Origin of the sequence: Roseateles sp. L2-2 (genome assembly GCF_050613215.1) — a bacterium.
In the GTDB taxonomy this organism is placed as follows: Bacteria; Pseudomonadota; Gammaproteobacteria; order Burkholderiales; family Burkholderiaceae_C; genus Roseateles; species Roseateles noduli.
Genome location: NZ_CP192509.1, coordinates 2,002,598 through 2,028,892 on the forward strand (window position 1 = coordinate 2,002,598; position 26,295 = coordinate 2,028,892).

Genomic DNA, 26,295 nt, shown 5'->3' on the forward strand with positions numbered 1-26,295 from the left:
TCCTCCATGTCCCCGCTTTCCCGATCCCCGCTCGCCGCGCCGCTGCGCGTGCTGTTCTACGGTCTTGTGCTGATCGTGTTCGCCGGCCCCTTCTGGGCTTTCCTGATGACGGCGCTCTCCGGCGTCACCGTCGCGCCGGGCCGGCTGCTGTGGTGGCCGGAGCAGCCGACCTGGGAGAACTTCCGCTACGCCTGGGTGGAGGCCAAGGTGTGGCGCTACCTGCTGAACTCGATGATCGTCGTGCTGGTGGGCACGGTGCTGCAGCTCTCGGTCAGCGCGCTGGCGGCCTACGCGCTGGCGCGCAAGCGCTTCCGCGGCCTGGCCCTGGTCAGCTTCCTGATCCTGTCGACCATGATGCTGCCCGACGAGGTCATCGCGATCCCGCTGTTCCTGGTGCTGGGCCAGCTGCCGCTGGTCGGGGCCAGCCTGCACGACACCCACCTCGGCATGATCCTGCCGGTGGTCGGCTGGGGCTTCTCCATCTTCATGCTCAGCGAGTTCATGCGCGCCATCCCGATCGACCTCGAAGAGGCCGCGCGCGTCGACGGCGCCAGCGACTGGCAGATCTTCCGGCACGTGATCCTGCCGCTGTGCCGGCCGGCGCTGGGCAGCGCGGCGGTGTTCGGCTTCATCATGATCTGGGACCAGTACCTGCTGCCGCTGCTCGTCACCAACGACGAGTCGCTCTACACGTTGCCGGTGGCGCTGGCCACCGTGCGCGCGGACGAGACGATGAAACCCGCCGTGTTCATCGCCATCAGCGTGATCGCCATGCTGCCCAGCATCCTCGTGTATCTGGGCCTGCAGAAATCCTTCAACCGCGGCCTGCTGGCCGGTGCCGTGAAAGGCTAGTGAGAGTGGCCACCATCGAACTGAAAGGCGTGGGCAAGCGTTTCGCCCATGTCGACGTCATCAAGGACGTGTCGCTGTCCATCGCGGACGGGGAGTTCTGCGTGCTCGTCGGGCCCAGCGGCTCGGGCAAGTCCACGCTGCTGCGCACGATCGCGGGTCTGGAGGAGGCGACCAGCGGCCAGCTCTTCATCGGCGGGCGCGACGTGACGCGGGAGCCGCCCAAGTCGCGCGACATCGCGATGGTCTTCCAGAGCTACGCGCTCTATCCGCAGATGACGGTGCGGGAGAACATGGGCTTCGGTCTCAAGCTGATGAAGCGGCCGGCCGAGGAGATCCGCCGCCGCGTCGACGAGGTCGCCCGCATGCTGAGCCTGGAGCCGCTGATGGAGCGCCGGCCCGCCGCGCTCTCCGGCGGCCAGCGGCAGCGCGTCGCGATGGGCCGCGCGATGGTGCGGGAGCCGGCGGCCTTCCTGTTCGACGAGCCGCTGTCCAACCTCGACGCCGCGCTGCGCAGCGCGGTGCGCCAGGAGATCCGCGCGCTGCACGCGCGGCTGCGCACGACCTCGGTGTACGTGACCCACGACCAGGTCGAGGCGATGACCATGGGCGACACCATCGTCGTGCTGCGCGACGGCCGCGTCGAGCAGAGCGGCAGTCCCACCGAGCTCTACGACCGGCCGGCGAACCGGTTCGTGGCGGGCTTCATCGGGTCTCCGGCGATGAACTTCTGCGCCTTGCCGGGCGAGCTGGGGACGGCGCTGGATGTGACGCGCCTGCAGCTCGGCGTGCGGCCGGAGCATCTGCAACTGGGCCGTGTCCCTGACGCGGCGGTCGCCTTCGACTGCCGGGTCGAGTCCATCGAGTTCATGGGGGCGCAGTCGCAGCTCAACCTGCAGAGCGCCGCCGGCCCGCTGGTGGTCAACGTGCCCGACCGGCCCGCGCTCAGCAGCGGCAGCACCGTCAGCGTTTCCGCCTTGCGCAGGCACCTGCACTTCTTCGATGCGCAGAGCGGCCTGCGCCAGGAGGCGGTATGAGCGTGCGACGACGTGATCTGGTGCTGGGCCTTCCTTTGAGCCTGTCTTTCGGCCTTCCGTTGGGCCTTCCGTTGGGTCTGATGACGGGCTGTGCTCACGCGGCGCCCGCGGACGCACCGTCGACGGCGCTGCTGACCTTGGACCGGGGCGCCCTCGACGAGACGCGTCGCCGCCTGCATGCGGGGGACGACAGCCTGGCCGCGGCCCATGCCGCGCTGCGGACCCGGGCCGCCAAGGCGCTGAAGACGCCGCTGCGCAGCGTCGTCGACAAGACGATGCTGCCGCCTTCGGGCTCGCGCAACGACTACATGAGCATGGGTCCGTACTGGTGGCCCAACCCCGAGACGCCGGACGGGCTGCCCTACATCCGCCGCGACGGCAAGCGCAATCCGCAGGTCGCGGGCGACGCGCTCGATTCCGACCGCATGGTCGCGTTCTGCCGCGACGTCTTCGACCTCACGCTGGCGCATCACTTCGGCGCGCCGGACGATCATGCGGCGAAGGCGGTCGAGGCGCTGCGTCACTGGTTCCTCGAGCCCCGCACGCGCATGCGGCCGCATCTGCGCTACGGACAGGCGATCCCGGGCGTCGTGGAGGGCAGGGCGGAAGGGCTCATCGACACGCGCCATCTCTGGATGGTCATCGATGCGGCGTTGCTGCTGAACGGGCGCGGCGTGTTGTCCGACCCCGACCTCGCAGCATTGCGCCAGTGGTTCGTCGAGTTCACGCAGTGGATGCAGACCAGCCCCATCGCGCGCGACGAGGACGCCGCCGACAACAACCACGGCATGTTCTTCGACGCGCAGCTGGTGAACCTCCTGCGCTTCACCGGCGAAGCGGCGACGGCGAAGGAGCGGCTGGCGACCGTCGCGTCGCGGCGCTTCCGCCCGCAGATCGAGGACGACGGCCGCATGCCGCTGGAGCTCGCGCGCACGCGGCCCTTCCACTACAGCGCCTTCAACCTGGAAGCCGCCACGCGGCTGGCGCGCCACGGGCAGGGCGTCGGTGTGGACCTCTGGCGCGAGCCGCGGCTCCTGCGCGCCATCGCCCTCCTGCAGACCGCGGCCTTGTGCCCGGAGCGCTGGACCCACGCCACGAGCGAGGAACCGAAGATCGATCCCGACAAGCTGGTGCCCATCCTGCTGATGACGCGCTTCTCGACGGGTACGGACCAGCCGCTGCTCGCAGCAGCCGCCGCGCCGCGCAAGGTGGCGGTCGACTGGTTGCTGTGGAGTCGACCGGCTTGACGTCACTCCCGCCACATCCTCCCGGACCAGTCGGAGAAGGTCTTCAAGCGTTGGGCCTCAGCGCCATGGTTGCGCGCTGAGATCACGCTCCAGGTGATGTACTGCTCGCTGGTCCAGTCCACCCAGCCGCCGACCAGGTGAGGCTGGCCCTTGCTGTTGAGCGGCAGTGGCTTGCGTTTCGCGTCAAGGCAGAACCGGAAGCCCGACCTGACCTCCGGCTCGCTGCCGAAGAGCGCATTCGGATCGCAGCGACGCCACTGCTCGTAGGTGGTGTTCGCGTACATCGCGTTGTATAGAGAGATCGAGCTGTTGATGAACATCAGGTGCAGGCCCGGCGTCACGTCGTCGAGCAATCTGAATCTCGACTTCTCCCAGCTCTCCGGCCCACGGTCGACCACCTCGCCGACACCCAGCTTGTGGATGGCGAGCGATGCGCGGCTGCGATGCCCCTCGTTGCGGAACAGGTCCGTCGGCGCTGCGGGATCGGGCTTGTTGAACGACAGGTTCGTGTTGGCCAGCTGCGCCAGCTTGGTCCGCACCTGGAAGTAGCGCGCCAGGTGCGACGCCGACACCTGCGACGGCGCCTTCGCCGTCATCAGGTCGTCCACGACCGCGGTCGTGAAGCCCATGTGGTACGGCCAGTCCATCGGACCTTCCGACGCCCCGGCCCAACCCGGGTTCATCGTCATCTGCAGCTGGTACCACTGGTTGGTCCGGTAGTACGAGGTCAGCCTCGGCTCCCACGAGAAGTAGAACTCGCGCTTGCCCTGCTGGGTCTGCTCGTCGACGTAAAGCATGTGCGGGGCCATGTAGAAGACGCTGGGCCAGCTGAACGGCCAGCCGCGCTTCTCGCCTTCGCCGACCCACTTGCCGCTCGCGTCCTTCTTGCCGCGGAACGACGTGGTCTGGCCTTCGAGTCCGTACTCGTGCGCCAGCTCCCATTGCTTGACGCCCATCCAGTGGAGCATGCCGAACATGGCGCGTTCGATGAACGCTTCCTTGCTGTAGCCGGCCTTGGCGTTCGGATACAGCGCGGTCGCTGAGGACTGCGTCGAGGACGACAGCAGCGCCTGCAGCTTGCGCCCGCCGATCTCGGCGCCGAAAGGCTGCGACGGGTTGGACGACACGCGGCTGCCGCGACCGCCGCCCACGAAGTCCAGCGTCTTCATGCCCGGGTCGGTCAGCCAGTACATCGCCCGTTCGCGCTGGTCCGCCGTGAGGTGACTCCAGTCGCCGTACACGCCGTTCGGATTCTTGTTGGCCTGCAACCAGTCGGCGATGCGCTTGAACACCTTGATCGGGTTGGAGCCGGTGTCGCCTTGCGTCTCGAACAGACCCTGGCTCTGGCCCGCGTCCGGCGTCCAGATGTCCAGCGGATGCGCGATGGGCAGCCACGCGTTCCAGTCGGGCAGCTGCAGCGGGATGGGCATCTCGCGGGTGTTCAGCACCTTGCCCGGGCTCGGATCCATGGCGGCGTCGAGCTCGGCCTGCGTCACCGCAGCCGTGCTGTTGGCCGCCTTGCCAGCGAAGACGTTGACGAAGGACTTCGCGTCCGGGAGCACTGCGTCGATGCCGGCGCCGGCGGCCCATTCGACGGCGGGCTTGCTGTCGAGTCCCGGACCCGGCTGGTACGGCGGATTCCAGGGCGTGGCCTGCGGCACGTGCGGCACGTTGGTCAGCGCCGCGCGCAGGTAGGCGGCGATCTGCTTGCCTTGCGTCTCGCTCAGGCCGTGGAAGCGCGAGCGCTGGACGATCGAGTTGTTGGAGTAGTTGAAGTACTGCAGGTCGCGACCGGTGGCCGCATGGCAGGACGCGCAGGCAGCGCGCATCTTGGTGTTGACCACAGGCGACTTGAGCAACAGGCCGGAGGCGTTCCAGAGCGTCTTGCCTGCGTCGGCGTCCGCCGTCCAGGTGCGACCAGCAGTCTTCTCAGCGGAGATGTCGGCCCAGCGGCGCGGATTGGTCGCGAGGTTGCGACCGCTCGCGTCCTGCAGCTGCAGGTCGAGGATGCGGAAGCCGTTGGAGTTGCCGTCGGTGCCGTTGAAGCGGAACTCGATGCGGTTGGTGGCGGGGCTCGCGACCAGGCGCGCCCGCGCGGTGCTGTCGAGCTGAACGCGGAAGCGGATGGTGAGCAAGCCGCCGTTGACGCCGCCGTGCGAGCGCTCGATGTCGTCGAGCTGCACGCCGGTGTCGCTGATGGGGATCCAGGCCGCCGCGCTGCTGTTGTTGGCGTTGGCGGCGCCGACCACGCGCATGCTGCCGGCGATGGCGGTCAGCGGCTTGCTGAGCGCTTCGAACTCGGGGGAGTTGTAGAAGCCGCAGCGGTGGCAGCGGATCACGAGTTGCGTCGCGGTCGACAGCGATGCGGCATCGATCGACAGCTCGGCGCCAACCACCGTCGGCGCATCGGGCGCGCCGGCGCCAAGCACTTCGATGGGCAGCGTCAGCGTCGGAGCCGGACCGGGCGCCGGTGCGGGTCCAGGCGCCGGAGCTGGTCCGGGCGGTGGTGCCGGCGGCGGAGGTGGTGGAGGCGGCGGTGGCGGAGGAGGCGGCGGTGTGGGCGAGGGCGCCGGAGCCGGAGGTGGCGGCGTGGGAGACGGCGCCGGAGCGGGCGGCGGCGTCGGTGCCGGGCCTTGCGTGCCGGTGGCTTGCAGGCGCCAGCGCTGGTTGTCGTTGTTGCCGCAGTCCCATTGCTGGATGCGACCGCCGGCCGAGAGGCTGAAGTCCTTCACGTCCAGGCATTTGCCGGTGTGCTTGGCGACGATCTGGAACGCGTCGCCCTTGGCCGTGATGGCGAAGCGCTGGTTCGCGCCGCCGCCGTAGCCCCATTGCTGGATCAACGCGCCGTTCGCCTTGGAGATGTCGCTGACGTCGAGGTTCTTGCCGCTGCGGACGTTTCGGAAGGCGTAGCTGTTGTCGGCCGCGGCGCTGATCTCGAAGCGCTGGCTGGCGGCATCGCTGCACGGCGTCTGCAGGGTCTTGGCGCCGTCGGCCAGGCTCGCGCCCTCGATGTCCAGGCACATCCCGGACTGGACGGCGCGCAGGCGGTATTGGCCGACGGGGAACGCCGTCGCGGCGGCGCGTGCCTGCGCGTTCGCGTGATCGGACTCGGCCGGGCTCGCCGACGGGTCCGGGGCGTTGCCGCCGCCGCAGGCGCTCAGCAGCACGCTGGCGGCCAGGGCGATCGTGGTCGTGGCCGGCGCGGCCTGGCGCTTGCCGAAGCTCGGCCTGGAGGACTGGTGCATGTGCGTCTCCCGTTGGAATGTGTCTGGATTGCTTCCATTCTTCCGACGAGGTGAAAGCGCTTCCAACGGGCGGAGGCAAGAGCTGCAATCAACGGTAAACGCGGCGCAACGCGCTACCTCTTCCGGGTGATCCGGCCACGCAACCTGCGACATCGCCGTCGGCACGGCCCGTCGAGGCGTCCGGAATCGAGCGAGCCTCGCTGTCTGGCACACTGCGCGGCCTTGCGCAGTACCCTCCATCCCATGCCTACCTCCGAATCTCCCCGCCGCGCCGTCGTCATCGGCGGCGGCCCCGCCGGCCTCATGGCCGCCGAACGGCTCGCCCACGCCGGGCTGTCCGTCGATCTCTACGACGCGATGGCCTCGGTCGGCCGCAAGTTCCTCCTGGCAGGCAAGGGCGGTCTGAACCTGACGCACTCGGAGTCGCGACCCGACTTCGATACGCGCTATTTCGAGCGTCAGGCCCAGGTCGGCGCCTGGCTGGACCGCTTCGACGGCGAAGCGCTGCGCGCCTGGGCCCAGGGCCTCGGCGTCGAGACCTTCGTCGGGACGTCCGGACGCGTGTTCCCCAAGGACCTCAAGGCCGCGCCCATGCTGCGCGCCTGGCTGTCCCGCCTGCGCACGCAGGGCGTGCGCTTCCACATGCGCCATCGCTGGCTGGGCTGGAACGAGGCCGGCGCGCTGCGCTTCACGTCTTCCGAAGGCGAGATCACCGTGAACGCGGATGCCGTCGTGCTGGCGCTGGGTGGGGCCTCGTGGCCGCAGCTGGGGTCGGACGGCGCGTGGGCGCCGCTGCTGGCGGAGACCGGCGCGACCGTGTCGCCGCTGCGGGCCGCCAACTGCGGCTTCGATCTGGGCGCGCCTCGCGACGGCGCGGCGACCGGCTGGTCGCCGTTCTTCGCCGAGAAATTCGCGGGTCAGCCGCTCAAGCCCGTGGCGCTGAGCGCCGAAGGTGTCGACGGTCGGCACTTCTCCCGACAAGGCGAGTTCGTCGTGACCGCGACGGGGATCGAAGGCTCGCTGGTCTACGCCGCTTCCGCGCTGCTGCGCGAGAAGATCGAGCGCGACGGCGAAGCGCTCGTCCACCTGGACCTGCTGCCTGGCCGGGACGCCGCGTGGGTGCTGGAGCAGGTCGCGCATCCGCGCGGCTCGCGCTCGCTGTCCTCGCACCTGAAGAGCCGCCTGAACATCGAAGGCCTGAAGGCCGGCCTGCTGCACGAGGTGCTGACCAAGGACGAATACGCCGACACGGCGACGCTCGCGCGCACGCTGAAGGCGCTGCCGCTGCGCCTGCGCGCCGCGCGCCCGGTCGCCGAGGCGATCAGCACCGCCGGCGGCGTGACGATCGAGTCGCTCGACGAGCGGCTGATGCTGAAGGCCCGCCCCGGCGTGTTCGTCGCCGGCGAGATGCTGGACTGGGAAGCGCCGACGGGCGGCTATCTGCTGACGGCGGCGATGGCCAGCGGTCTGGTTGCGGGAGAGGGCGCGGCAGGCTACCTGCGCTGACTCCAGCTGGCGCGTGAGCCGCATTTGACGAAATACGGCTCAAAAGATGAGCCGTAAATGTCAGAATGCGGCTCATGACCCGAAAGTCAGCCCCGACGACCTCGATCTGGCAGCGTCCCGACTGGCCGGATTTCCATTACGACGCCCAGGCCGTCGCGCCCGACCTGTTCGAGGCCTACGTCACCCACGGCATGGTCGAGGGCAAGGCGATGGCCATCGGGCTCGGCGTGACGAGTCCCGTGGTGCTGGATGTCTTCGCCGACGAGGTCATCGCGACGGCCGCGATCGAAGGGGAACGGCTGTCCGCCGATGCGGTGCGCTCGTCGGTGCTGCGGCGGATGGGGTTGAGCGAGGAAGGACCGGTCGACCGTCACGTCGACGGACTCGTCGCGATGATCGCCGACGCGACGGGCCGCATCGACCAGCCGCTGGACGAGGATCGCCTCTGCCGCTGGCAGGCGGCGCTGTTCCCGACCGGCCTCTCCGGACTCCAGCGCATCGCCGTGGGCCGCTACCGGGATCACGCGGATCCCATGCAGATCGTCAGCGGGCGCCCGGGCCGCGAGGTCGTCCACTACCAGGCCCCCGCGTCGCGCGACGTCCCGGCCGAGATGCAGCGTTTCCTCGCCTGGTTCGAGGCCACCACGCCGCGCAAGGGCGTGCCGCAGTCGCTGGAAGGGCCGAGGCTGGACGGCCTCGCGCGCGCGGCGATCGCGCACTTCTGGTTCGAGAGCATCCACCCGTTCGAGGACGGCAACGGCCGGGTCGGCCGCGCCGTCATCGACATGGCGATCGCCCAGCATCTGCGGCCGACTATGCGTCTGCACAGCCTGTCCCGACAACTGCTGACCGCGCGGACCGAGTACTACGCGGCATTGGAAGGCTCGCGCGGCGGCATGGATCTGACGGCATGGGTCCGGTGGTTCGTGCGCCAGTACACGCGGGCCTGCGACGCCGCCAATCACGTCATGGACACCGCCGTCCAGAAGCGCCGCTTCTGGGACACGCAGGCCGCCGGCGAGATGGCGGAGCGCCGTCGCAAGGTGCTGCAGCGCCTGCTCGACGACGGGGACGGCGGCTTCCTCGGCGGGCTCAATGCCGAGAAGTACATGAAGATGACCGGCGTGTCGAAGGCGACGGCGACGCGCGACCTGTCGGAGATGACCGCGGCCGGTCAGCTTCGCGCGCATGGCGTCGGCAAGGCGATGCGCTACTACGTCGACGTGCCCGGGTGGACGCACGGCATCGCTTAGCGCGCGCCCTCAAACCCCGGGATTCGACTCCCGCGCCGAAGCCGATGCCGAAGCCGAAGCCGACGGCGACGGCGACGCCAACGCCGCCGTCAACGCAAACGGCTTGAAGCCTTTCGCCGCCACGACGTACGGCGCCATCAGGATCAGCGCCTCGGTGGCGCGTGCGCTCGCCAGGCCGCCGAGGTCGAGGACCCACTCGTCCGGCCACCCGAGCGACGCCAGCAGCGCTCGCACCTGCGCCTTGGCGCCGGCATCCTCCGCGCTGAGGAAGGCCTGCGCCGGCGCGCCCAGACTGCGCGGCGCGCTCATGACGCTGAAGAGCATCGTGTTCAGCGTCTTCACGACGCGGGTCTCCGGCAGCGCCGCCTGGATCCGCTCGGCCAGGCTGCCTTCCGGATACAGCAGGCCGCCGGGTGCGCCGTCGGGCTGACGCACGGTGGCGTTGGAGACGTCCACGAGGACCTTGTCCCGCAACGGCACCCGCAGACTGGTGAGCACGTCCAGCGCCGTGTGGCCCGGCGTGGCGTGGAAGACGACGGGGGACGCCGCGGCGGCTTCGGCCAGCGAGGCGTGGCGGACCGACGGCCCTTGCCACGCGGCAGCGCCCGAGGAGGGGCTCCGATGTCCGACCGTCACGGCGTGGCCCCGCTCGGCGAAGGCGCGCGCCAGATGGGCGCCGACGCGTCCCGCGCCGAGGATGCTGACGGGTTGACGGTCGCCGCTCATGCCGTTGCTCCCAGCACGGCCAGCGCCTCGCGCCGGATGCCCGGCGCGCAGGCCAGGAAGTCCTGGCTCGCGAAGGTCCAGGGCCGGCCTTGCAGGTCGGTCACCGAGCCGCCCGCTTCCGACACGAGCAGTGCGCCCGCCGCGAGACCGGAGCGCACATCGCTGTGCTGCCAGAAGGCGTCGGTCTGACCGCCGGCGACCAGCGCCAGCTGGAAGGTGCCCGGCACCGTCATCCGCACGACGAGCGCCGCGTTCAGCATCGCCGTCACCGACTCCCCGATGCGTCGGTAGGTCTGCGCGGACTCGCCCGGCCTGGCCTGGCCCGTGGTCACGATGGCGGCTCTCAGTTCGGTCTTGGTCGAAGGCAACAGGGGGCGGCCGTCGACCGCGGCGAAGCCGCTGCCGCGCACCGCCGTGTAGAGGCGGTCGGCCGCAGGCTCGTACACGGCGGTGAGGTGAGGCGCTCCGTCGCGCACCAGCGTCGCGCTGATGCCCCATTCGGGCAGGCCGTGCACATGGTTCACGTTGCCTTCGACGGCATCGAAGATCCACCAGTCGCCTGTCGGCAGCTCGCCGCCTTCCAGTTCATCGTCCACCCAGCCCGCAGTCGGGAGGGCGCGTTCCAGCAATCGCCTCGCGACGGCGAGCGACGCGTCGTCGTTGGCGTGGATGGCGCGGACCAGGTGGTCCAGGTCGTCGGGTGTCCGGGTGTGTTCGCTGAATGTCGCGAGGAGATGTCGACCGGTGAGGCGGACAGCCGCGACGGCGGCGGCGAGGACGGCGCCGTCGGTCCGGGAGGAAGCGGCGATGTCGGCAAGCCGTTCGGCGGCCTGGCGTTCAGTGTCGAGACCGGGTTGGAGGGAGGTCATGGTGCGGTTCCGTGATGTCGATGAACGCATTGTTGGCACCCGCTCGATTAACATCAAATCAATTGAGTTGATGGGTGAGTTAACTGGAATGCAACTGGACATGAACCTGCTCGTGGCTCTGGACGCGCTGCTGGACGAAGGCAGCGTGGGCGGCGCGGCCGCGCGCATGCACGTGAGTTCGCCGGCGATGAGCCGCACCCTGGACCGGATCCGCCACATGACGGGCGACGCGATCCTGGTGCGCACCGGCCGAGCCATGACGCCCACGCCGTATGCGTTGTCCATCCAGACAGACGTGCATGACGTGGTGCTGAGGGCACGGACGGTGCTGGCGCGGCAGAGCCGGTTCGACATCGCCGAGGTGGAGCGCACCTTCACGATCCAGTGCCACGACGCGCTGGCCGCGGCGCTGGGCCCGCCGCTGCTGGCCGCGCTGCGCAAGGCCGCGCCGCGCGCAGTCCTGCGCATGCCGGCGGAGAGTGCCTCGGACGCGCAGGAACTGCGGCAGGGACAGGTCGACCTTCAGATCGGCGCGGCCGTCCCGGCGCACGGCGATGTCCTGCACGAAGTCCTCGGCGAGGACCGTCCGGTGGTGGTGATGCGCGCCCGGCATCCGCTGGCAGGCGGCAAGCTGACGCTGCGCGGCTATGCGGAGGCGGAACACGTCACGGTCTCCCGGCGCGGCCGGTTGCGCGACGCGGTGGACGACGCGCTCGCCGCCCAGGGGCTGGCGCGCCGGGTGGTCGCGGCCGCGCCGACGGTGGCCGCAGCGCTCGCGTGGGTCGCCGCCGCCGACCTGGTGACGCTGGTCCCGGAGCGGATCAGCGCCGGCACCGCGCGCTCGCTGAAGCTCAAGGTGATGGCGATCCCGCTGCGGACACCGGCGCTGCCCGTCGTCGTCACCTGGCATCGACGCCATGAGGGTGATCAGGCCCATGCCTGGCTGCGCGAGCAGGTGCGCCGGGTGGTGGCGACTCTGCTCGCGCCCGGCGGCGCCTGAGCCAAGGCTGAGCGAGGACTACGACTGCTTCGGCTTGATCCCCATCTTCTCCAGCGTCAGCGTCTCGTCGGCGCGGCCCCAGCCGCCGTCGGCGACTTCCTCGACCAGCACCATCGAGTAGGGGCGCGCGCGCTCCCCGAAGTACTCGACGAACATGGCCGTGACGCGGTGGATGATCTCCTCCTTGCGGGCGGCGTCGGCGACGCCTTCGGGAAGCTTGATGTTGGCGAAGGGCATGGTGGCCTCGTTCAACTGAAGTGATGACGGGGTGATTCTTCGGAATCGGCGCGCTTCGACAAAGCGCCCGCGGCCGTCTTCACTTGCCAACCGCCGCCAACAATGCGACCCGGGAATCCGGGACGCCTGGCGCGCTCGCGGCCTCCGGTCATGCGGCTGACACGAAGCTCGGCGACGCTGCGTCGCGATGCGCCCAGCGACCGGAACCTTCGCCCGCACCCTCGCCGGCTGGCTCCGCCAGACGCGAGGCGCGCTGCTGCTGGTGCTGTGCATCGCGATCCCGCTGTACGGCGCCGCCGGGGCACGGCTGACGACGCTCGGACCGTCGCACCACCACCGCGACGCGCCTGCCGCCGATCACGATCACGACGGGCCATCGCTCGCGCAGTCCTGGCGCGATCTGGTCCATCGCGGGCTGCAGGCGCTGGCGGGGCAGGAGGCCTCGAAGGTCCTCGAGAGCGCGCGGGCTCGGCAGCAGCAGGTGCAGCTGCAGTTCCAGCGCGGTGCGAAGCCCGCGCATGTCCATGCCCACGGCCTGTTCGAACGCCACCATCATCTGGCCGACGATCCGACCGTCGTGCTGGACGACCACGACGGGCCGTCCTTGAGCGATGCGGCGGCGATGGGCGGGTACGTCCTGCCCATGGCGAACGTCGACATGCCGCAGGTCCCCGTGCCCGTCGACGCCAACGGCCATTGGCCGGCGACCGCGCCGCCATCCTGGCGCAGCGTGGGCGACGAGCCTCTGGAGCGACCACCCCGGCGCCGAACGGCCTTCACGACGCGCGAACACGTCCGTGCCACGGCGCCGACGTCGCGCGTGCCGCCGTTCCGCATCGTCCGGGTCGCCGCCGCTGCAGCTACTGCTGCGGCGCCCGCCCGATGAGGTCACGCCGCCGTCGCCCGCAGGACGACACGGCGCCATCGGCTGTCCGCCAACGCGGCAGCAGGATCTCTCGTCATGGAAACTCTTGGAACCCACTTTGCGGGCGCCTTCGCGGGCGCTCGCGACATCGGCATCGACGTGGATGTCGACCAGTCAATGCCGTCGCCGACCTGGCAGGTGGCCGTCGACCGCGCCGTGCGCCTGTGCGGCAGCCAGGCCGCGTTGGCCCGGCATCTGAAAGTCCCTCGCCAGCACGTCAGCGAGGCCCGCACCGGCGGTCGCACGATCCCGACGGATCGGCTGCCCGCGCTCGGTGAGCTGGTCCACATGACGCCCGCCGAGCTGTGGACCCTGCAGGAGATCGCCAACATGCCCCGGCGCAACCCGTTCGCGCGGGCGTGCGACGGCCTCTAGAACGGCGTGTGAACGCCCCTTGAACGATCCATCGGCGGGCCCATGAACGGCCCATGAACAGGCCTGTAGGACCACGCCGACGACAGGACGCGCCGCCCGCCGTCACGCCGCGGACGGGGCCGCGCCTAGGATGAACTCCGTGCCATCGCACCCTGCGAGATACGCAGTAACTTTCTGGAGTAGACGATGAACAAGGACCAAGTGAAGGGCGCCGTCAAGGACGCAGCCGGCAAGGTGCAACAGAAGACCGGTGAGGTCATCGGCAGCACCGAACAACAGGCCAAGGGCCTGGCCAAGCAGGTCGACGGCAAGGCCCAGAAGGCCTACGGCGACGTGAAGGAAGCGGCCAAGGACGCCAGCAAGCACTGACGCCAGGCGCCAATGACAACGCCGGCGGGACGCGAGTCCCGCCGGCGTTTTTCATGGCCCGGATCGATCGCCCGCGATCGCCCGGACGGACCGGACGGCTCGCGGCTCAGCCCGGCTTGTTCTTCAGCTTGCCCTTGGGCATCACGGCCGTCATCGGCGCGACGGGCCGGGTGGAGACGGAGGTCGACTCCTTGGGCGTGCTGGTGTCCTTCTTCGGCTTCTTGTTGGCCTTGTCGTTGCGTTGCTCGCCTTTTGGCATGGCTCGGTTTCCTTCTGGTGGTTCAGGGTCGTGATGGCGGCACTCTACTACTGCCGACGCCCTCCAGTCACTGGCCCCCCAGTGGCGGCGTCACGACGGCCTTCCCGTAACGACCGCCGGCATCCGCGACACGACCGTCGCGGATGAAGTCCCGCATCATCGCGAAGTAGCCCGGGGCGTAACGCGTCGAGACGCGTCGGCCGTCCTGTGCGAGCTCGAATTCGGTCATGCCGTGATCGGCGCCGGGATAGACGGCGAGCGTGTAGTGCTTGCCCGCTGCGATCAGCGACTGAATATCGGCTGCGGCGCCGGCGCTCGGCGCCACGCGGTCGTCCGCGCCGAGCACCCACAGCTGCGGCGTGCGCGAGGCCCGCAGCGCGGGCATCGGGTCGTAGCGGAAAGACACGTCGAACTTGTAGGTCGTGTTCAGTCCCACGAGAATCTGCGTCTTGTCCAGCGGCAGCACCAGGTGCAGGAAGTTGCCTCGGACGTCCTTGAACCACGGCTGCGACTTGTATTCCGAGCGCAACGCGTCGAACGCCTCATAGCCTTCGCGGCCGCGCGACTCGATGACCTTCTGGCCGGCGCGCGTGAGCGCGAGCGCCTGCTCGGTGTCCTGCGCGGAGTGCCGGTGGGCGCGCATCTCCAGCGCGACGCTCTGCAGGTCCTGTTCGAGCATGGAGACCGTCAGGCCGAAGCTCACGATCGCGAAGTCCACCGGCGCGCGCTCCGCCGCCAGCGGCGCGACCCAGCCGCCCTGGCTGCCCCCTTGGTAGCCGATGCGACCGGCGCGCGGGCCGGCCAGACGGCGCGCTTCCTTCATGGCCAGCACCGCGTCGTCGGCCAGCCGGGGGATGTCCTGCGTGTAGGCGCCGCCGGAGGCGCCGGTGCCCCGCTTGTCGAAGACGAAGGCGCCGACGCCTTCCGCCGGGAGCATGCGCTGAAGCGCATTGCCGTCGAGTGCGGAGTCCGTCTCGGAGCCGTGCAGGAGCACCACCACGGGCACCGGACCCTCACCGCGCGGCATCACCAGACGGCCGACCAGCGGGACGCCGCCGGCATCGAAGCGGGTCTCGGTCACGTCGAACGCGATGCGCTTGCCGCGACGTCCGCCGAAGGTGATCTCGCCGCTGGCGCAGTCGGTCGATGACATGGTGTCCTTCGCCGGTTGGTCGGTCCAGCCGAAGGTGCTGGTCCACGCGCCGTCAGGCTGCGGACGCAGCCGGCCCGTCTCGCCGGTGAAGGCGGTCCAGCGCAAGGTGTTGCCGCGCGCCGGCGCCAGGTCCAGGGTCTGGGCGTTCTCCAGACGATAGGCACCCACCAGACAGTTTGTCGTCGCCGGGACAGTTGCCGTTGCCGTTGCCGTTGCCGTTGCCGTCGCCGTCGCCGTCGCCGTCGCGGAAGCCGCGGGGGCCGGGGCGGTCTGAGCGGTCTGAGCGGCCTGAGCGGCCTGGGCCAGGGTCGGCGCGGGCGCCGTCGCGAGCGCCGCACAGAGCGGCAGCACGACCAGTGATTTCATTCTTCTTCCTCGTAGCGCGGTCATCGGAGCCCGGAGTCTCGATGTCCGACCCGTTCGAGGCGACGTCCAGAAGACGCGCCGTCGACGAGCCATGACGAACTGCAATCCCCGGCGATGAAGCGCATCGCAGGCGGCAACGCGGGGCTGCGTCGTCATCGATCCGTCATGCGCGGTTCCGCCGGTCCACGCGTAACGGCGCGGCTTTCGTCAAGCTGTTCACGCCCCCGTGTGGAACGCGTCCGCACCGGGACTGTTCGCGGAAGAAACAAGCGCATAGGCTCGCGCACCAATCCGGTCAGGCCTCCCCAGACCCCGCCGGCCGCTTCACTCCCTTGTCCTGGAAGAGGTCCTCATGACGCTGAACAACATGCGTGTCGGTACCCGGCTCGGCGCCGGCTTTGCGCTCATCCTGCTGCTGCTGGCGCTGATGCTCGTCGTCAGCGTGCTGCGCCTGAGCAGTGCCTCGGTCGCCGTCCAGGGCATGATGGCCTCGCCGTTGGCCAAGGAGCGGCTGCTGGAAGAGCAGCTGCGCAACGTCGTCGCCGGCGTCACGCGAGGCAAGGCGATCGCGAAGAACTCGGACGGCGGGCTGGAGGCGATCTTCCGCGACGAGGCCAAGGCCTCGACCGCGCGCGGCAACGAGATCGTCAAGGCGCTGGCGGAACTGCCGACCGCCGAGAGCGAGAAGCCGCTGCTGGACAAGTTCAACGCGGCCCGCAAGGCCTACCTCGACGCGCGGGACCGCATGATGGCGGCCAAGCGCGCCGACAAGGCCGACGAGGCCAACCGCATCTACGACAGCGAGTTCAGCGTCGTCGCGCCGGCCTACGTGGCCTCGCTGACCGCCGTGCTGGACTACCAGCGCAAGGTCATCGACGAGATGAACCAGACCATCGCCGCCGACACGGCGCGGGCGCAGTTCCAGCTGGAAGTGCTGGGCGTGATCGCCATCGCGCTGGGCGTCACGCTGGCGGTGATGCTGACCCGCTCGATCACGCGCCCGATGGCGCAGGCCATCGAGCTGGTCGACGCGGTCGCGCAGGGCGACCTGTCCCGGCGCCTGCAGGTCGACGGTCGCGACGAGATCGCGTACCTGATCGGCTCGCTCGGCAAGATGAGCCATGGGCTGACCGATCTCGTGCGTCAGGTGCGTCAGGCGTCGGAAGGCATCCAGACCGCCAGCGACGAGATGGCCACCGGCAACATGGACCTGAGCGCGCGCACCGAGCAGCAGGCCAGCTCGCTGGAGGAGACGGCGTCCTCGATGGAGCAACTGAGCGCCGCCGTGCGGCACAACGCCGACAGCGCGCACCAGGCCAACCAGCTGGCGCAGAACGCGTCCGACGTGGCGATCCAGGGCGGCGAGGTGGTCGGCCGCGTCGTGGAGACGATGAAGGGCATCAACGATTCGTCGCGTCAGATCGGCGACATCATCGGCGTCATCGACGGGATCGCCTTCCAGACCAACATCCTCGCGCTGAACGCGGCCGTCGAAGCGGCGCGCGCGGGCGAGCAGGGCCGCGGTTTCGCCGTGGTGGCGTCGGAAGTGCGCTCGCTCGCCGGGCGTTCCGCCGAGGCGGCCAAGGAGATCAAGCGCCTGATCACCGCCAGCGTCGAGCGCGTCGAGCAGGGCACGAAGATGGTGGACCGCGCCGGCGAGACGATGACGGAAGTCGTCGGCAGCATCCGCCGCGTCAACGACATCATCGGCGAGATCAGCTCCGCCAGCAGCGAGCAGTCCAGCGGCGTCGCGCAGGTCGGCGAGGCCGTCACCCACATCGACCAGGCCACGCAGCAGAACGCGGCGCTGGTCGAGCAGATGGCCGCGGCCGCGAGCGGACTGAAGTCGCAGGCCGAGCAGCTCGTCAAGGTGGTGGCGACGTTCAAGCTGGCTTGAGTGCTCCGCTGCGGAACGGCGCCGACTCGTAGATCACCCGATCCGATTCGTCCGCGTTGTCCGTCACCAGCATCCTGAAACGCTCGCCGCCGGCCTCCACGCGCACGATCACGTGGCCGCGCGTGCTGCGCAGTTTCTGCATCAGCCGGCGGTGCATCAGCGCGTTCTCGTGCATGACCTCGGTGGCGAAGACCTCGCGCGGTCCGGCGTAGAGGCGCTCGTTGAACATGTGCTCGAGCTGCTGCAGGCTCGGGTGCGAGATGTGCCAGGTCGGGATGACCCAGGCGCTCGGGCGCAGGGTGCGCGCCACATCGGCGCTGACCCCGTCGTACAGACCGTGATGGTCCGCCGTGGCGACGTCCACCGGTCCCGCCGCCCGCGCGGCGGCGCCCAGGATGTCCCGCCAGGGCGGGTCGCCGTTGAAGGTGTCGCTGGTCAGGTCCGCGCCGGTGAAATAGCGGAACGGACCCGACTCGATGCGGACGGCCGCGCAGCACATGTTCTCGCTCGGCCGGTCGCGGTCGGGCAGTGTGGCGGGATCGGGGAAGGTCGACCGTCGTTCGTCGCCGCGTCCCGTCCAGACCTCGCCGTTGACCGCGATGTTGCGCACGGCGAAGCGGCCGTCGACAGGGCGACGACCCCGCGGCAGGAACTGCCGGTCCGTGCCCGCTTCAAAGCGCTGCACGGCACCGCCGCCGGCCTGGCGCGCGGCCACGTACGCGCGGTAGTTCGCCGCGAACGGCGCCCGCTCGATGCCCGCGCCTGGATACCGGTAGTCCGGAAAGCCGCGATCGATGAGCGTGCCGATGTCGAGCTGCTCGGCGACGTCCATCACGCCGGTCAGAAGATAGTCACCGCGTCCGGAGCGCGGCAGTCCTGGCGCGACGTCGCCGAGGTGATCGGGATGCAGATGGCTGACGAGCAGGTAGTCGAGGCCGCGTCCGCCCGTCGGCGCCAGGTGCCGCTGCGCGTAACGCGCGATCCATTCGCCGGCGCGACGTTGCGGCCCCGGCCGCGTGGCGACGCTGACGTCCGTGGCGTTGGCCGATGCGCCGGCGTCGATCAGCAGGCTCGTGCCGTCGGGCAGGATCACCAGCGTCGCGCTGCCGCGGCCGATGGCGAGGTGGTGGATGTCGAGCTGGCCCGGTTGCCAAGGAGCGAGGGCCGGGCCGGCGGAGGTGGGGACGGCGACGCAGCCCGACAGGCCGAGCAGTCCCATGGCGCCGACGAGGCGCCGGCGTTGTTCATTGATGTTCATGACGATCTCCGGCTCAGAAGCGGAGCGCCGCCGTGACGCCGAAGGTGCGCGGATCGCCGAGGTACTCCGCGCGCACCACCTGCGTGGAGCGCGTCAGGATGTAGGCCCGGTTGGTCGCGTTCTTGACCCACGCCACGACGCGCCATCGGCGGTCCGCCGCTTCGAATCCGGCATTGAGGTTCAGCAGCCCGTAGCCCGGGATCTGGAGGTTGGGATCGTTGGCCGCGCCGGTGTTGTAGTCGGACTGCCAGCCGTAGTTGACCGCGCCGACGGCGAAGCCGCCGCGCACCGGAATGCGCCAGTCCGCGGCCACGGAAGCCTTGTTCCTCGGCGACGAAGCCAGCGGGTTGCCGGTGTAGTTGATGTTGCCGATCTCGAAGCGGTCGTAGCTGCCGTCCAGGTAGCCGTAGGTCGCCGACAGGCCCAGCCACTTCGCCGGTTTCCAGGCCACCTCCATCTCGGCGCCGCGCACGGTCGCGCGGCTCGCGTTGATGATGCTCAGGATGCCGGTCACCGTGTTGTTCACGAACTCCTGCTTGTCGCGGTAGGCCATGTCGAACACGGAGAGGTTCACGCGCAGCCGGTTGTCCAGCCACTGGGACTTGAGGCCGAGCTCGCGGTTGGTGACCGTCTCCGGATTGAAGGGCGTCGACAGCGCGGCCAGCGAGCTCGCATCCGTGTTGAATCCGCCGGCGGTGAAGCCGCGCGTGACGCTCGCGTAGAGCAGCATCTGCTGCGACGGCTGCCAGTTCAGCGCGACGCGCGGCGTCCACTCGCTCCACGAGGCGCGCAGCCCCTGCGCGGAGAAGCCCGCCGTCGGACGCACCAGGTCCGCGCGGTCCAGCGAGGCCGTCTTGCGGTCGTAGGTGTAGCGCGCGCCGGCGGTGAGGTCCACGGTCGACGTCCAGTGCCAGGTGCCGTCGGCGAAGACCGAGGCGCTGCGTGTGCGCACCTGCTGGTCCGCGAGCGTCGACGCGGTGAGCGCGCCGGTCTTCGCGGCGAAGGACTGCTGCCCGAGGCGGCGCGTGCCGTCTTCGTCGAGGAAGAACACGCCCGCCTGCAGGTGGCCAGCCTCCCAGCGCGGGCTGGCGTAGCGCAGCTCCTGCGACCAGGTCCCGACGCGCTCCGCATCGCGGGTGACGGCCTGCGCGCCGGTGGCGAGCAGGGCGTAGTTCGCGCCGACGCCCGAGTAGTCCTCGCGCGACTTCGAATGACGGAAGGCGGTGATGGAGGTGATCTCGCCCCAGGGACGGGTCCATTCGAACTTGGCGGATGTGCCCCACAGCGTGCGGTCGAAGCCTTGCGGGACGCCGACTTCGGAGGTGCGCCGGTCGCCGTCGTCGCCGAAGGTCACGGACGACAGCGTGCGACCGCCGTTGCTGTCCTCGCCGTAGTCGACGCTGACGAGCGCGTCGACGTCGGCGCCGAGTGCGGCGCGCCATTGACCGCGGACGTTGCGACTCTGGAGGTCGTCCTGGTCGCGCCCGGTGAGCCGGTCGCGGCCCGTGCCGTCGCGGTCGCGCGTGGCGACCGACAGCTTGATCGCCTGGTCGTCGCCGATGGGCAGGTTCGCGAGCGCGTCCACGTTGACTGCGCCGAAGTTGCCGAGCGTCAGCTGGGTCTCCGCGCTGCGTTCGTTGAAGACGGGCTTGCGCGTGTTCATGACGATCGCCCCGCCGGTGACGTTGCGGCCGAACAGCGTGCCCTGCGGGCCTTTGAGGACGGTGAAGCTCTCCAGGTCGAAGAGCTCGAAGCTGGCCGCGCCGTTGCGGGGGACGAAGACGTCGTCGACGACGACCGCGACCGGCTTGCTCACGCCCATCTGCGAGAAGGTGTTGTTGGCGCCGCGGATCGCGATGGTCGGGTTGGACACGCTGAATGCGGACACCAGCAGGCCCGGCGTCAGCCGCGCGACGTCCTGCAGGCTGGAGACGCGGTAGGTGTCCAGCGTCGCGCCGGAAAAGCTGGTCAGCGCGATGGGCACCGACTGCGCGGCCTCCGGCCGGCGTTGGGCCGTCACGGTCACGGTGTCGAGGGCGCTGACCGCGTCGTCGACGCGTGCCGTGCCGGCATCGCTGGCGGCTGCTGCGTTGGCAACGGCGGCAACGGCGATCGGGGCGCCGCCGTCGGTACCGGCGGCGGGACGAAAGATGACCAGGGCGCGCGTGCCGTCGCGCTTGAAGGTCAGGGATGAGCCGTCCAGCAGCTCCCGCAAGGCCTCGTCTTCCGCGCGACGACCGCGCACGCCCTTGGTGGCGATCCCCTGCACGTCATCTGCCTTGTAGAAGATCTGGGCGCCGGTCTCGCGGGCAAAGCGGTCGATGGCGGGCTTGAGCTCGCCGGCCGGGATGTCGAAGTCGAACGCGCGGGTCTGGGCCAGGGCCTGGACCTGGGCGCCGGCGGCGCACAGCACCGCGAGGGCCAGCACGGCGGGGCGGAAGGGGACGGGACTGAACATGACGGGATCCTTGGCGGAAGGGGAGGGAGGGGTCTTCCTTCCTTAGACGCGCCAGATCCGGAGATCCGGCATACAGATTTCAGACTATTTTTCTGCTGCTGCCGTACCGGATTCCTGGCTGCCGTTCGTCCTAGTAGATGACGGGGACGGATGAATGACGGAATGATGACAACCACGATGAACGCTGCGATCAGCGGCGATGTCGAACGCGGGAACCGGATGTGTCGCTCGATGAGTTGAAACGATGGTTCGTGGAGGAGGTGCTTCCCCACGAGCCGCAGCTGATGCGCTTCCTGCGCAGGAACTGGCGCGACGTCGACGAGATCGACGATCTCCGGCAGGAGGTCTACGCACGCGTGTTCGACGCCGCCGCGCAACGACGGCCCGATTCGGCGCCGGCCTTCGTGCTGTCGGTGGCGCGGCATCTGCTGATCGACCGGGCCCGCCGGACGCAGGTCGTCTCCATCGAAGCCTACGCGGACATGGAAGCCGTGATGCCCACGGCGGACGAGCTCAGTCCGGAGCGGCACCTCGCGGGACGCAGCGAGCTGAGGTTGCTCGAAGCGGCGCTGGCGGCCCTGCCGCCGCGCTGTGGCGAAGTGGTGCGGCTGCGCAAGGTGGAGGGCCTCTCGCAGCGGGAGGTGGCCGAGCGCCTCGGCATCACCGAGGACACGGTGGAGCGGCAGGTCTCCAAGGGCATCCGGGCGCTGGCGCAGGCCTTGGGCCGCGGCGACCGCAATGAGCGCGCGGGCGGCGCCGGCCGCGATGCGCGCGGCACGAAGGTGCGCGACGGCCGCATCCAGGACGATCACGAGGCGGCGCGGGACGACGACCTGCCGACGCGGAAGCATTGACGATGAACAGCAATCACAGGACCCCCGAAGAAGGCGAAGCGGCGACCGCCGCCAGTGCCCGCGCCGTGGACGCCGCGGCGGCGGACTGGCTCGCGGCGCGGGACGGCCGGGGATGGTCACCGGAGCGTCAGCACGCGCTCGACGACTGGCTCGCGCAGTCCACCTCGCACCTGGTCGCATTCCTGCGCCTGGAGGCCGCATGGACGCGCGCCGATCGACTACGGGCCTTGCAGGGCTCCCGGGGGGCCGAGGACGCAGGTCACGTACGGGACGAGCCGGAGGTCCCGAGTTCGTTCCGGGCGATCGCCCGACCGGCATTCTGGACGCACCGTGTGACACGTTGGGGCGCGGGGGCGACGGCGGCGTTGGGTCTGGCGCTGAGCATCGGCCTGAGCGAGCCCGGCGGCGTATGGCCGTGGCGCGCGGGGGAGTCGCACGTCACGGCGGTGGGCGAGCGCGCGGTGGTGGCGCTGACCGACGGCTCGTCGCTGACCCTGAACACCGACACGCGGCTGCGCACCGAGGTCGACGCGCGCGAGCGCCGCGTGTGGCTGGACAGCGGCGAGGCCTACTTCGACATCGCCCACGATGCGCGGCGGCCGTTCGTGATCCATGCGGGCGCGCAGCGGGTGACGGTGATCGGCACGCGGTTCTCGCTGCGCCGGGACGGCGATCGGCTGCGCGTGCGGGTCGTCGAAGGACGGGTGCAGGTGGACGGACAGTCCGGCGCCTCGGCGGTGCTGGCGGCGGCGGACGTGGGCGAAGCGACGCGGGCCTCGCTCAAGCTCGCGCATGAAACGCCGCAGGCGGTGGCCGGCGGACTGGCGTGGATGCAGGGGAAGCTGCAGCTGGACGGTATGACGCTCGCGCAGGCGGCGGCGGAGTTCAACCGCTACAACCGGCGGACCTTGCGCATCGAGAACGAACGCGCGGCGCAGACCCGCATCGACGGCACCTTCGACGTGAACAACGTCGACGGCTTCGCGCGGCTGTTGCGCGCGGGTTTCGGACTCCAGGTCGAGGAGCGGGGGAACGAGATCGTGATCCGGTGAGCGGCTGTCAGCGGACCGATCGATCGTCCGCGATGAACGATGTCAGCCCGGTAGCCCCGGCCTGATCCCGTACAGCGCCAGCATCCCGAAGACATGCCCGATGGCCACGCCCGGTTCGCCGGACTCGATGCGCGCGATGGTCTGGACGTGGACACCCAGTCGGGTGCCCGCCGCGCCCTGGCTTTCGCCGGCGGCCGTGCGCGCAGCTTTCGCCGCGGCGCCCAGCGCCTTGATCGCCTCGAGGGCGCCCTCGTCGATGTCCACGGAGATGCGTTTGCCTTGTGCCATGGGAGGGCATTCTCGCCGGACGGGGCGTTCCCTTCAGCTTCTCAAGGCAGACTGGGCGTGCGGTGAATGACTGCAGCCAGGGAGCAATGGGACAACATGAAACAAGAGGCGGTTTACGACGACACCCGGCTGATCGCCGGTTCCCAGATGGAAGGATGGCGTCTCGGCTACGTCGGCGCTCCCTGGCCGGGCCCCTGGCCGAAGCGGAACGGGGATCTCTTCGTCCAGGACCCCGATGGCGGTCAAGCGGGCATCGCCTGGGAGAGCGATGGCCCCGACATCCTGGAGATCCTTGGAGCGTCCTCAGGACGTTGGGGCGTGTACCAGATCCGCTTCCCGCATCCGGTCATGTCCGAGGACGACCTGATCCGGAACTTCCACGTGGTGCTTCCGCTGTTGAAGCGGGCGCGCGATGGCCTCTTTCAAGACGAGGCAAGGCGTCCCGGCGGGCCGACGTGACCTTCACCTTCGATCGGCCCTGACGCCGGTCGGCGCGCCGCTCAGCGGCGTTTCGTCCTTGGCGGACGAACGGCTTGCCGAGCCGCCGCAATCGCGGCCGCGAGCCGCGGCAGCGCGTCGGTGAGGGACTCGTCGCTCAGCGCGCTGTCGCCGAGCAGGACACCGGGTGCCGTCTGCACGCGCTGGCAGCAGTCGGCCACGAGCTCAAGCCGCAACCCGCGCGCCGCCGACTCCTTCACCAGGGCGTCGGCGGGCACGTCGTCCGGCAGCCACCAGGTGAAGTGGAAACCGCCATGTTCACCGCTGGTCCGCAGCGGCGCCGGTGCGACCGCATGACGCAGCGCTTCCAGCACGCGCTCCCGCCGCCGCGCATACACGGCGCGCGTGCGCCGGATGTGACGCGCCAGTCCTCCGTCGGCGATGAACGCGGCGAGCGCACGCTGCTCGATCAGTCCGACCGGCGGCCCCATCGCGCGACACGCCGCGGCGAAGTCGGGCACCAGCGCCCGCGGCACCACGGCGTAGCCGATGCGCAGGTCGGAGAACATCGTCTTGTTGAAGCTGCCGCAATGGATGACGCGGTCGTCCTTGTCGAGACTCTTGAGCGCGGGCAGCGGTGCGCTGCGGTAGTTGAACTCGCTGTCGTAGTCGTCTTCCAGCAGCCACACCGAGCGCTCCTGCGCCCAGCTCAGCAGTTCGAGGCGGCGCGAGACCCGCATCGTCACGCCGGTCGGTGACTGGTGCGCCGGCGTCACGTGGGCGAGCCGCACGCCGGCGTGCCGGCGCGCCCGCGCGACCGAGAAGCCCGATTCGTCGATCGCCACGGCGGCCAGGCGCCGCGCGAACGGCGCGAAGATGTCGGCGGCGAGCGAGTACCCCGGGTCCTCGATCAGCACCTTGTCCGTCGCGCGCAGCAGCACGCGCGCCGCGAGATTCAGGCCTTGGCGGATGCCTGCGACGACGATGACCTGCGCCGGATCGCAGGACACGCCCCGCGCGGCGCCGAGGTATCGCGCCACCTCCGTCCGCAACTCCCACGCCCCGAAGGCGTCGTCCTCCGCGGAGGCTTGCAAGCGCGTGCCGCGAGCGGCCGCCTGAAGATGGCTGCGCCACTCGGCGAGCGGGAACAGCGCTGCGTCGGCCACACGCGCAACGAAGGTCGCATCGTGGCGCGAAGGGCGCGCGGTGGCGGAGCGGGGCGCCTCTGACGATATCGGGTTCGACGCAGCCTTCGTCGTTCGCGCCAACCGTTCGGGACGCAGGAACTGGTCGGGCAGCGTGGCGCTCACGTAGGTCCCGGAGCCGACGACGCCGGCCACGTAGCCTTCAGCGCGCAATTGGTCGAAGGCGACCTCGACCGTCGAGCGTGCCACCGACAGCCGCTCGGCGAGCGCGCGCGACGACGGCACCCGCATCCCCGCCTTGAGCGTCCCCTGCAGGATGGCCTCGCGCAGCAGTCGATACACCCAAGCCTGACGCGTCTCACCGTCGACAAGAGGCAACGCGGGAAGGTCGAAGGGCGCGCCGCCCGTGCCGACGTCGGTCGTCGCTCCGCCGCTGAGAAGTGGCTTGCTCAAAAGGATAGAAGTGGCTGTTCCGAGGAGGCCACAGTGTAGGCAGGATCGCTGTCCATGCAAGTCCTCAAAACCTCCGTCGATGCGTTCACCCTCATGCCCCATGGAGTGCGCGTGCCCATGGCCGACCATCCGAGCGTGCTCGACGCCGCGTTGGCGGCGGGCCTCTCGGTGCCGTTCTCGTGCCAGCGCGGCGCCTGCGGCTCCTGCGCCGCGCAATGCATCGATGGTGAGGTCGAGCGCGCCGCGGCCGCCTCAGCGAACGCGATCGACCCTGGTCCCGGGCGGGTGCTGATGTGCCAGGTGCGCGCCCGCGGCGATGTCGTCCTCGATGTGCCGGACTGGGTGCCTCAAGCGCCGCCGCGACAGCTCACGCTGCACGTCCTGGCGCGCCGTGCGCTGAGCCCCGATGTCGTCGAGCTTGTGCTCGATCCGGGCTCGGGCGTCGCGACGCGGTCCGGGCAACATCTGCGCATCCAGCTGCCGGAAGGCGACCACCGCTGCTTCTCCATCGCCAATCGGCGCGAGAACGACCTCGATCCCATCGAGCTGCAGATCCGGCGCATGCCGGGTGGCCGTTTCTCCGATGAGTTGCTGAGCGAGCTGGCGCCCGGCGATGCGCTGGAGGTCGAGGCGCCGTTCGGCGTTCCCGCGACGCTCGTATCGGGCACGCCGTTGGTGCTTCTGGCCACCGGCACCGGCTACGCCGGGGTACGGGCGTTGCTGCAGGCGGCGCTGGCCGACCCCGCGACGCCCTCCGTCACGCTTTACTGGGGCGGCCGCCATGAGGCGGATCACTACGCCCGCGCGGATCTGGATACCTGGTCGGCTGCCGATGACCGCCTGCGATGGCACGCGGTGTCGCCGCAGGCGACGAAAGGTCATGCCGGACAGGACGACGCCCTGCAGCGTCATGTGCAGGACCACGCGCTGGCGGGCGGACACGACTGGTCCTCCGTTCGCGTTCACGCCTGCGGCAATCCGGCGATGTTGCGCGACGCGCGTCTGGCGCTGTAGGCCGCGGGCCTGCCCGCCGCGC

General features: G+C 70.1%; 24 protein-coding genes. 14 read left to right on the forward strand and 10 right to left on the reverse strand.

Going from position 1 to position 26,295, the window contains the following annotated elements; all coding sequences use genetic code 11:
* Positions 1 to 6 precede the first annotated feature (6 nt).
* The 3 genes from ACQZ13_RS09110 (at position 7) to ACQZ13_RS09120 (ending at position 3,133) form a co-directional block, all read left to right on the forward strand.
* Complete coding sequence (locus ACQZ13_RS09110; protein ID WP_431051212.1) at positions 7 to 852, forward strand: carbohydrate ABC transporter permease; 846 nt, start codon at positions 7 to 9, stop codon at positions 850 to 852.
* A 5-nt stretch (positions 853 to 857) separates the two neighbouring features.
* Positions 858 to 1,886, forward strand: coding sequence for an ABC transporter ATP-binding protein (locus ACQZ13_RS09115; RefSeq protein ID WP_431051214.1), 1,029 nt, complete (start codon positions 858 to 860; stop codon positions 1,884 to 1,886).
* Between the two features lie 80 nt (positions 1,887 to 1,966).
* Positions 1,967 to 3,133 (forward strand): alginate lyase family protein, encoded by a 1,167-nt coding sequence (locus ACQZ13_RS09120; protein ID WP_431051216.1) that lies wholly within the window; start codon positions 1,967 to 1,969, stop codon positions 3,131 to 3,133.
* 2 nt (positions 3,134 to 3,135) lie between these two features.
* Here the strand turns inward: ACQZ13_RS09120 and ACQZ13_RS09125 are convergent, their stop codons facing one another.
* Positions 3,136 to 6,378: an RICIN domain-containing protein gene (locus ACQZ13_RS09125; RefSeq protein ID WP_431051218.1), complete on the reverse strand. Its 3,243-nt coding sequence runs from the start codon at positions 6,376 to 6,378 to the stop codon at positions 3,136 to 3,138.
* 243 nt (positions 6,379 to 6,621) lie between these two features.
* Between ACQZ13_RS09125 and ACQZ13_RS09130 the strand changes: the two genes are divergently transcribed.
* Positions 6,622 to 7,884, forward strand: a complete 1,263-nt coding sequence (locus tag ACQZ13_RS09130) for an NAD(P)/FAD-dependent oxidoreductase (RefSeq protein ID WP_431051220.1) — start codon at positions 6,622 to 6,624, stop codon at positions 7,882 to 7,884.
* 74 nt (positions 7,885 to 7,958) lie between these two features.
* A complete protein-coding gene (locus ACQZ13_RS09135) occupies positions 7,959 to 9,137 on the forward strand; it encodes a Fic family protein (protein ID WP_431051222.1) in 1,179 nt (392 codons plus the stop codon).
* Positions 9,138 to 9,146: 9 nt separating this feature from the next.
* On the opposite strand, the gene ACQZ13_RS09140 is transcribed toward ACQZ13_RS09135, so the two are convergent.
* Positions 9,147 to 9,863: an NADPH-dependent F420 reductase gene (locus ACQZ13_RS09140; protein ID WP_431051224.1), complete on the reverse strand. Its 717-nt coding sequence runs from the start codon at positions 9,861 to 9,863 to the stop codon at positions 9,147 to 9,149.
* Complete coding sequence (locus ACQZ13_RS09145) at positions 9,860 to 10,732, reverse strand: inositol monophosphatase family protein (protein WP_431051226.1); 873 nt, start codon at positions 10,730 to 10,732, stop codon at positions 9,860 to 9,862. The genes ACQZ13_RS09140 and ACQZ13_RS09145 overlap by 4 nt, the downstream gene beginning before the upstream one ends.
* A gap of 88 nt (positions 10,733 to 10,820) precedes the next feature.
* Between ACQZ13_RS09145 and ACQZ13_RS09150 the strand changes: the two genes are divergently transcribed.
* The gene (locus ACQZ13_RS09150; RefSeq protein ID WP_431051228.1) at positions 10,821 to 11,732 is read left to right on the forward strand and encodes a LysR family transcriptional regulator; all 912 of its coding nucleotides are present in this window, start codon (positions 10,821 to 10,823) and stop codon (positions 11,730 to 11,732) included.
* 18 nt (positions 11,733 to 11,750) lie between these two features.
* On the opposite strand, the gene ACQZ13_RS09155 is transcribed toward ACQZ13_RS09150, so the two are convergent.
* Positions 11,751 to 11,969, reverse strand: a complete 219-nt coding sequence (locus ACQZ13_RS09155; RefSeq protein WP_431051230.1) for a tautomerase family protein — start codon at positions 11,967 to 11,969, stop codon at positions 11,751 to 11,753.
* A 187-nt stretch (positions 11,970 to 12,156) separates the two neighbouring features.
* Between ACQZ13_RS09155 and ACQZ13_RS09160 the strand changes: the two genes are divergently transcribed.
* From ACQZ13_RS09160 to ACQZ13_RS09170, 3 genes are all read left to right on the forward strand, one after another.
* Complete coding sequence (locus ACQZ13_RS09160) at positions 12,157 to 12,855, forward strand: hypothetical protein (RefSeq protein WP_431051231.1); 699 nt, start codon at positions 12,157 to 12,159, stop codon at positions 12,853 to 12,855.
* Positions 12,856 to 12,930: 75 nt separating this feature from the next.
* Positions 12,931 to 13,269 (forward strand): hypothetical protein, encoded by a 339-nt coding sequence (locus tag ACQZ13_RS09165; RefSeq protein WP_431051233.1) that lies wholly within the window; start codon positions 12,931 to 12,933, stop codon positions 13,267 to 13,269.
* A gap of 186 nt (positions 13,270 to 13,455) precedes the next feature.
* Entirely contained in the window at positions 13,456 to 13,638 is a 183-nt protein-coding gene (locus ACQZ13_RS09170) for a CsbD family protein (protein WP_431051235.1), read from the forward strand.
* A 106-nt stretch (positions 13,639 to 13,744) separates the two neighbouring features.
* Here ACQZ13_RS09170 and ACQZ13_RS09175 read toward each other — a convergent pair whose 3' ends face one another.
* Together ACQZ13_RS09175 and ACQZ13_RS09180 are read right to left on the reverse strand one after the other, a co-directional pair.
* Positions 13,745 to 13,897 carry a hypothetical protein gene (locus ACQZ13_RS09175; protein WP_431051237.1) on the reverse strand — a complete coding sequence of 51 codons (153 nt, stop codon included), beginning with the start codon at positions 13,895 to 13,897 and terminating at the stop codon, positions 13,745 to 13,747.
* Positions 13,898 to 13,964: 67 nt separating this feature from the next.
* Complete coding sequence (locus tag ACQZ13_RS09180; protein ID WP_431051239.1) at positions 13,965 to 15,416, reverse strand: alpha/beta hydrolase family protein; 1,452 nt, start codon at positions 15,414 to 15,416, stop codon at positions 13,965 to 13,967.
* Positions 15,417 to 15,768: 352 nt separating this feature from the next.
* Here ACQZ13_RS09180 and ACQZ13_RS09185 point away from each other — a divergent pair, with 352 nt between their 5' ends.
* Positions 15,769 to 17,313: a methyl-accepting chemotaxis protein gene (locus ACQZ13_RS09185; RefSeq protein WP_431051241.1), complete on the forward strand. Its 1,545-nt coding sequence runs from the start codon at positions 15,769 to 15,771 to the stop codon at positions 17,311 to 17,313.
* Here the strand turns inward: ACQZ13_RS09185 and ACQZ13_RS09190 are convergent.
* The gene (locus ACQZ13_RS09190; protein WP_431051243.1) at positions 17,300 to 18,571 is read right to left on the reverse strand and encodes an MBL fold metallo-hydrolase; all 1,272 of its coding nucleotides are present in this window, start codon (positions 18,569 to 18,571) and stop codon (positions 17,300 to 17,302) included. The two genes, ACQZ13_RS09185 and ACQZ13_RS09190, sit on opposite strands and share 14 nt — an antisense overlap.
* Before the next feature lie 13 nt (positions 18,572 to 18,584).
* Positions 18,585 to 21,029 carry a TonB-dependent receptor domain-containing protein gene (locus ACQZ13_RS09195; protein ID WP_431051245.1) on the reverse strand — a complete coding sequence of 815 codons (2,445 nt, stop codon included), beginning with the start codon at positions 21,027 to 21,029 and terminating at the stop codon, positions 18,585 to 18,587.
* A 236-nt stretch (positions 21,030 to 21,265) separates the two neighbouring features.
* Between ACQZ13_RS09195 and ACQZ13_RS09200 the strand changes: the two genes are divergently transcribed.
* Both ACQZ13_RS09200 and ACQZ13_RS09205 read left to right on the forward strand, forming a co-directional pair.
* Positions 21,266 to 21,883, forward strand: coding sequence for an RNA polymerase sigma factor (locus tag ACQZ13_RS09200; protein ID WP_431051247.1), 618 nt, complete (start codon positions 21,266 to 21,268; stop codon positions 21,881 to 21,883).
* A 2-nt stretch (positions 21,884 to 21,885) separates the two neighbouring features.
* Complete coding sequence (locus ACQZ13_RS09205) at positions 21,886 to 22,935, forward strand: FecR family protein (RefSeq protein ID WP_431051249.1); 1,050 nt, start codon at positions 21,886 to 21,888, stop codon at positions 22,933 to 22,935.
* A gap of 42 nt (positions 22,936 to 22,977) precedes the next feature.
* On the opposite strand, the gene ACQZ13_RS09210 is transcribed toward ACQZ13_RS09205, so the two are convergent.
* Positions 22,978 to 23,223 carry a helix-turn-helix domain-containing protein gene (locus tag ACQZ13_RS09210; protein WP_431051251.1) on the reverse strand — a complete coding sequence of 82 codons (246 nt, stop codon included), beginning with the start codon at positions 23,221 to 23,223 and terminating at the stop codon, positions 22,978 to 22,980.
* A gap of 66 nt (positions 23,224 to 23,289) precedes the next feature.
* On the opposite strand from ACQZ13_RS09210, the gene ACQZ13_RS09215 reads away from it, so the two are divergent.
* Positions 23,290 to 23,682 carry a hypothetical protein gene (locus tag ACQZ13_RS09215; protein WP_431051252.1) on the forward strand — a complete coding sequence of 131 codons (393 nt, stop codon included), beginning with the start codon at positions 23,290 to 23,292 and terminating at the stop codon, positions 23,680 to 23,682.
* A 41-nt stretch (positions 23,683 to 23,723) separates the two neighbouring features.
* Here the strand turns inward: ACQZ13_RS09215 and ACQZ13_RS09220 are convergent, their stop codons facing one another.
* A complete protein-coding gene (locus ACQZ13_RS09220) occupies positions 23,724 to 25,259 on the reverse strand; it encodes a PLP-dependent aminotransferase family protein (protein ID WP_431051253.1) in 1,536 nt (511 codons plus the stop codon).
* Between the two features lie 93 nt (positions 25,260 to 25,352).
* Here ACQZ13_RS09220 and ACQZ13_RS09225 point away from each other — a divergent pair, with 93 nt between their 5' ends.
* The gene (locus ACQZ13_RS09225; protein ID WP_431053174.1) at positions 25,353 to 26,273 is read left to right on the forward strand and encodes a 2Fe-2S iron-sulfur cluster-binding protein; all 921 of its coding nucleotides are present in this window, start codon (positions 25,353 to 25,355) and stop codon (positions 26,271 to 26,273) included.
* Positions 26,274 to 26,295 lie beyond the last annotated feature (22 nt).

Bases quoted from the DNA above. Each gene is read 5' to 3' on its own strand.
- ACQZ13_RS09195 (WP_431051245.1), bottom strand. From the start codon at position 21,029: ATGTTCAGTCCCGTCCCCTTCCGCCCCGCCGTGCTGGCCCTCGCGGTG.
- ACQZ13_RS09180 (WP_431051239.1), bottom strand. From the start codon at position 15,416: ATGAAATCACTGGTCGTGCTGCCGCTCTGTGCGGCGCTCGCGACGGCG.
- ACQZ13_RS09215 (WP_431051252.1), top strand. From the start codon at position 23,290: ATGACTGCAGCCAGGGAGCAATGGGACAACATGAAACAAGAGGCGGTT.
- ACQZ13_RS09225 (WP_431053174.1), top strand. From the start codon at position 25,353: ATGCCCCATGGAGTGCGCGTGCCCATGGCCGACCATCCGAGCGTGCTC.
- ACQZ13_RS09135 (WP_431051222.1), top strand. From the start codon at position 7,959: ATGACCCGAAAGTCAGCCCCGACGACCTCGATCTGGCAGCGTCCCGAC.
- ACQZ13_RS09185 (WP_431051241.1), top strand. From the start codon at position 15,769: ATGACGCTGAACAACATGCGTGTCGGTACCCGGCTCGGCGCCGGCTTT.
- ACQZ13_RS09130 (WP_431051220.1), top strand. From the start codon at position 6,622: ATGCCTACCTCCGAATCTCCCCGCCGCGCCGTCGTCATCGGCGGCGGC.
- ACQZ13_RS09110 (WP_431051212.1), top strand. From the start codon at position 7: ATGTCCCCGCTTTCCCGATCCCCGCTCGCCGCGCCGCTGCGCGTGCTG.
- ACQZ13_RS09120 (WP_431051216.1), top strand. From the start codon at position 1,967: ATGACGGGCTGTGCTCACGCGGCGCCCGCGGACGCACCGTCGACGGCG.
- ACQZ13_RS09170 (WP_431051235.1), top strand. From the start codon at position 13,456: ATGAACAAGGACCAAGTGAAGGGCGCCGTCAAGGACGCAGCCGGCAAG.
- ACQZ13_RS09190 (WP_431051243.1), bottom strand. From the start codon at position 18,571: ATGAACATCAATGAACAACGCCGGCGCCTCGTCGGCGCCATGGGACTG.
- ACQZ13_RS09205 (WP_431051249.1), top strand. From the start codon at position 21,886: ATGAACAGCAATCACAGGACCCCCGAAGAAGGCGAAGCGGCGACCGCC.
- ACQZ13_RS09210 (WP_431051251.1), bottom strand. From the start codon at position 23,223: ATGGCACAAGGCAAACGCATCTCCGTGGACATCGACGAGGGCGCCCTC.
- ACQZ13_RS09125 (WP_431051218.1), bottom strand. From the start codon at position 6,378: ATGCACCAGTCCTCCAGGCCGAGCTTCGGCAAGCGCCAGGCCGCGCCG.
- ACQZ13_RS09160 (WP_431051231.1), top strand. From the start codon at position 12,157: ATGCGCCCAGCGACCGGAACCTTCGCCCGCACCCTCGCCGGCTGGCTC.
- ACQZ13_RS09165 (WP_431051233.1), top strand. From the start codon at position 12,931: ATGGAAACTCTTGGAACCCACTTTGCGGGCGCCTTCGCGGGCGCTCGC.
- ACQZ13_RS09145 (WP_431051226.1), bottom strand. From the start codon at position 10,732: ATGACCTCCCTCCAACCCGGTCTCGACACTGAACGCCAGGCCGCCGAA.
- ACQZ13_RS09140 (WP_431051224.1), bottom strand. From the start codon at position 9,863: ATGAGCGGCGACCGTCAACCCGTCAGCATCCTCGGCGCGGGACGCGTC.
- ACQZ13_RS09155 (WP_431051230.1), bottom strand. From the start codon at position 11,969: ATGCCCTTCGCCAACATCAAGCTTCCCGAAGGCGTCGCCGACGCCGCC.
- ACQZ13_RS09150 (WP_431051228.1), top strand. From the start codon at position 10,821: ATGCAACTGGACATGAACCTGCTCGTGGCTCTGGACGCGCTGCTGGAC.
- ACQZ13_RS09175 (WP_431051237.1), bottom strand. From the start codon at position 13,897: ATGCCAAAAGGCGAGCAACGCAACGACAAGGCCAACAAGAAGCCGAAG.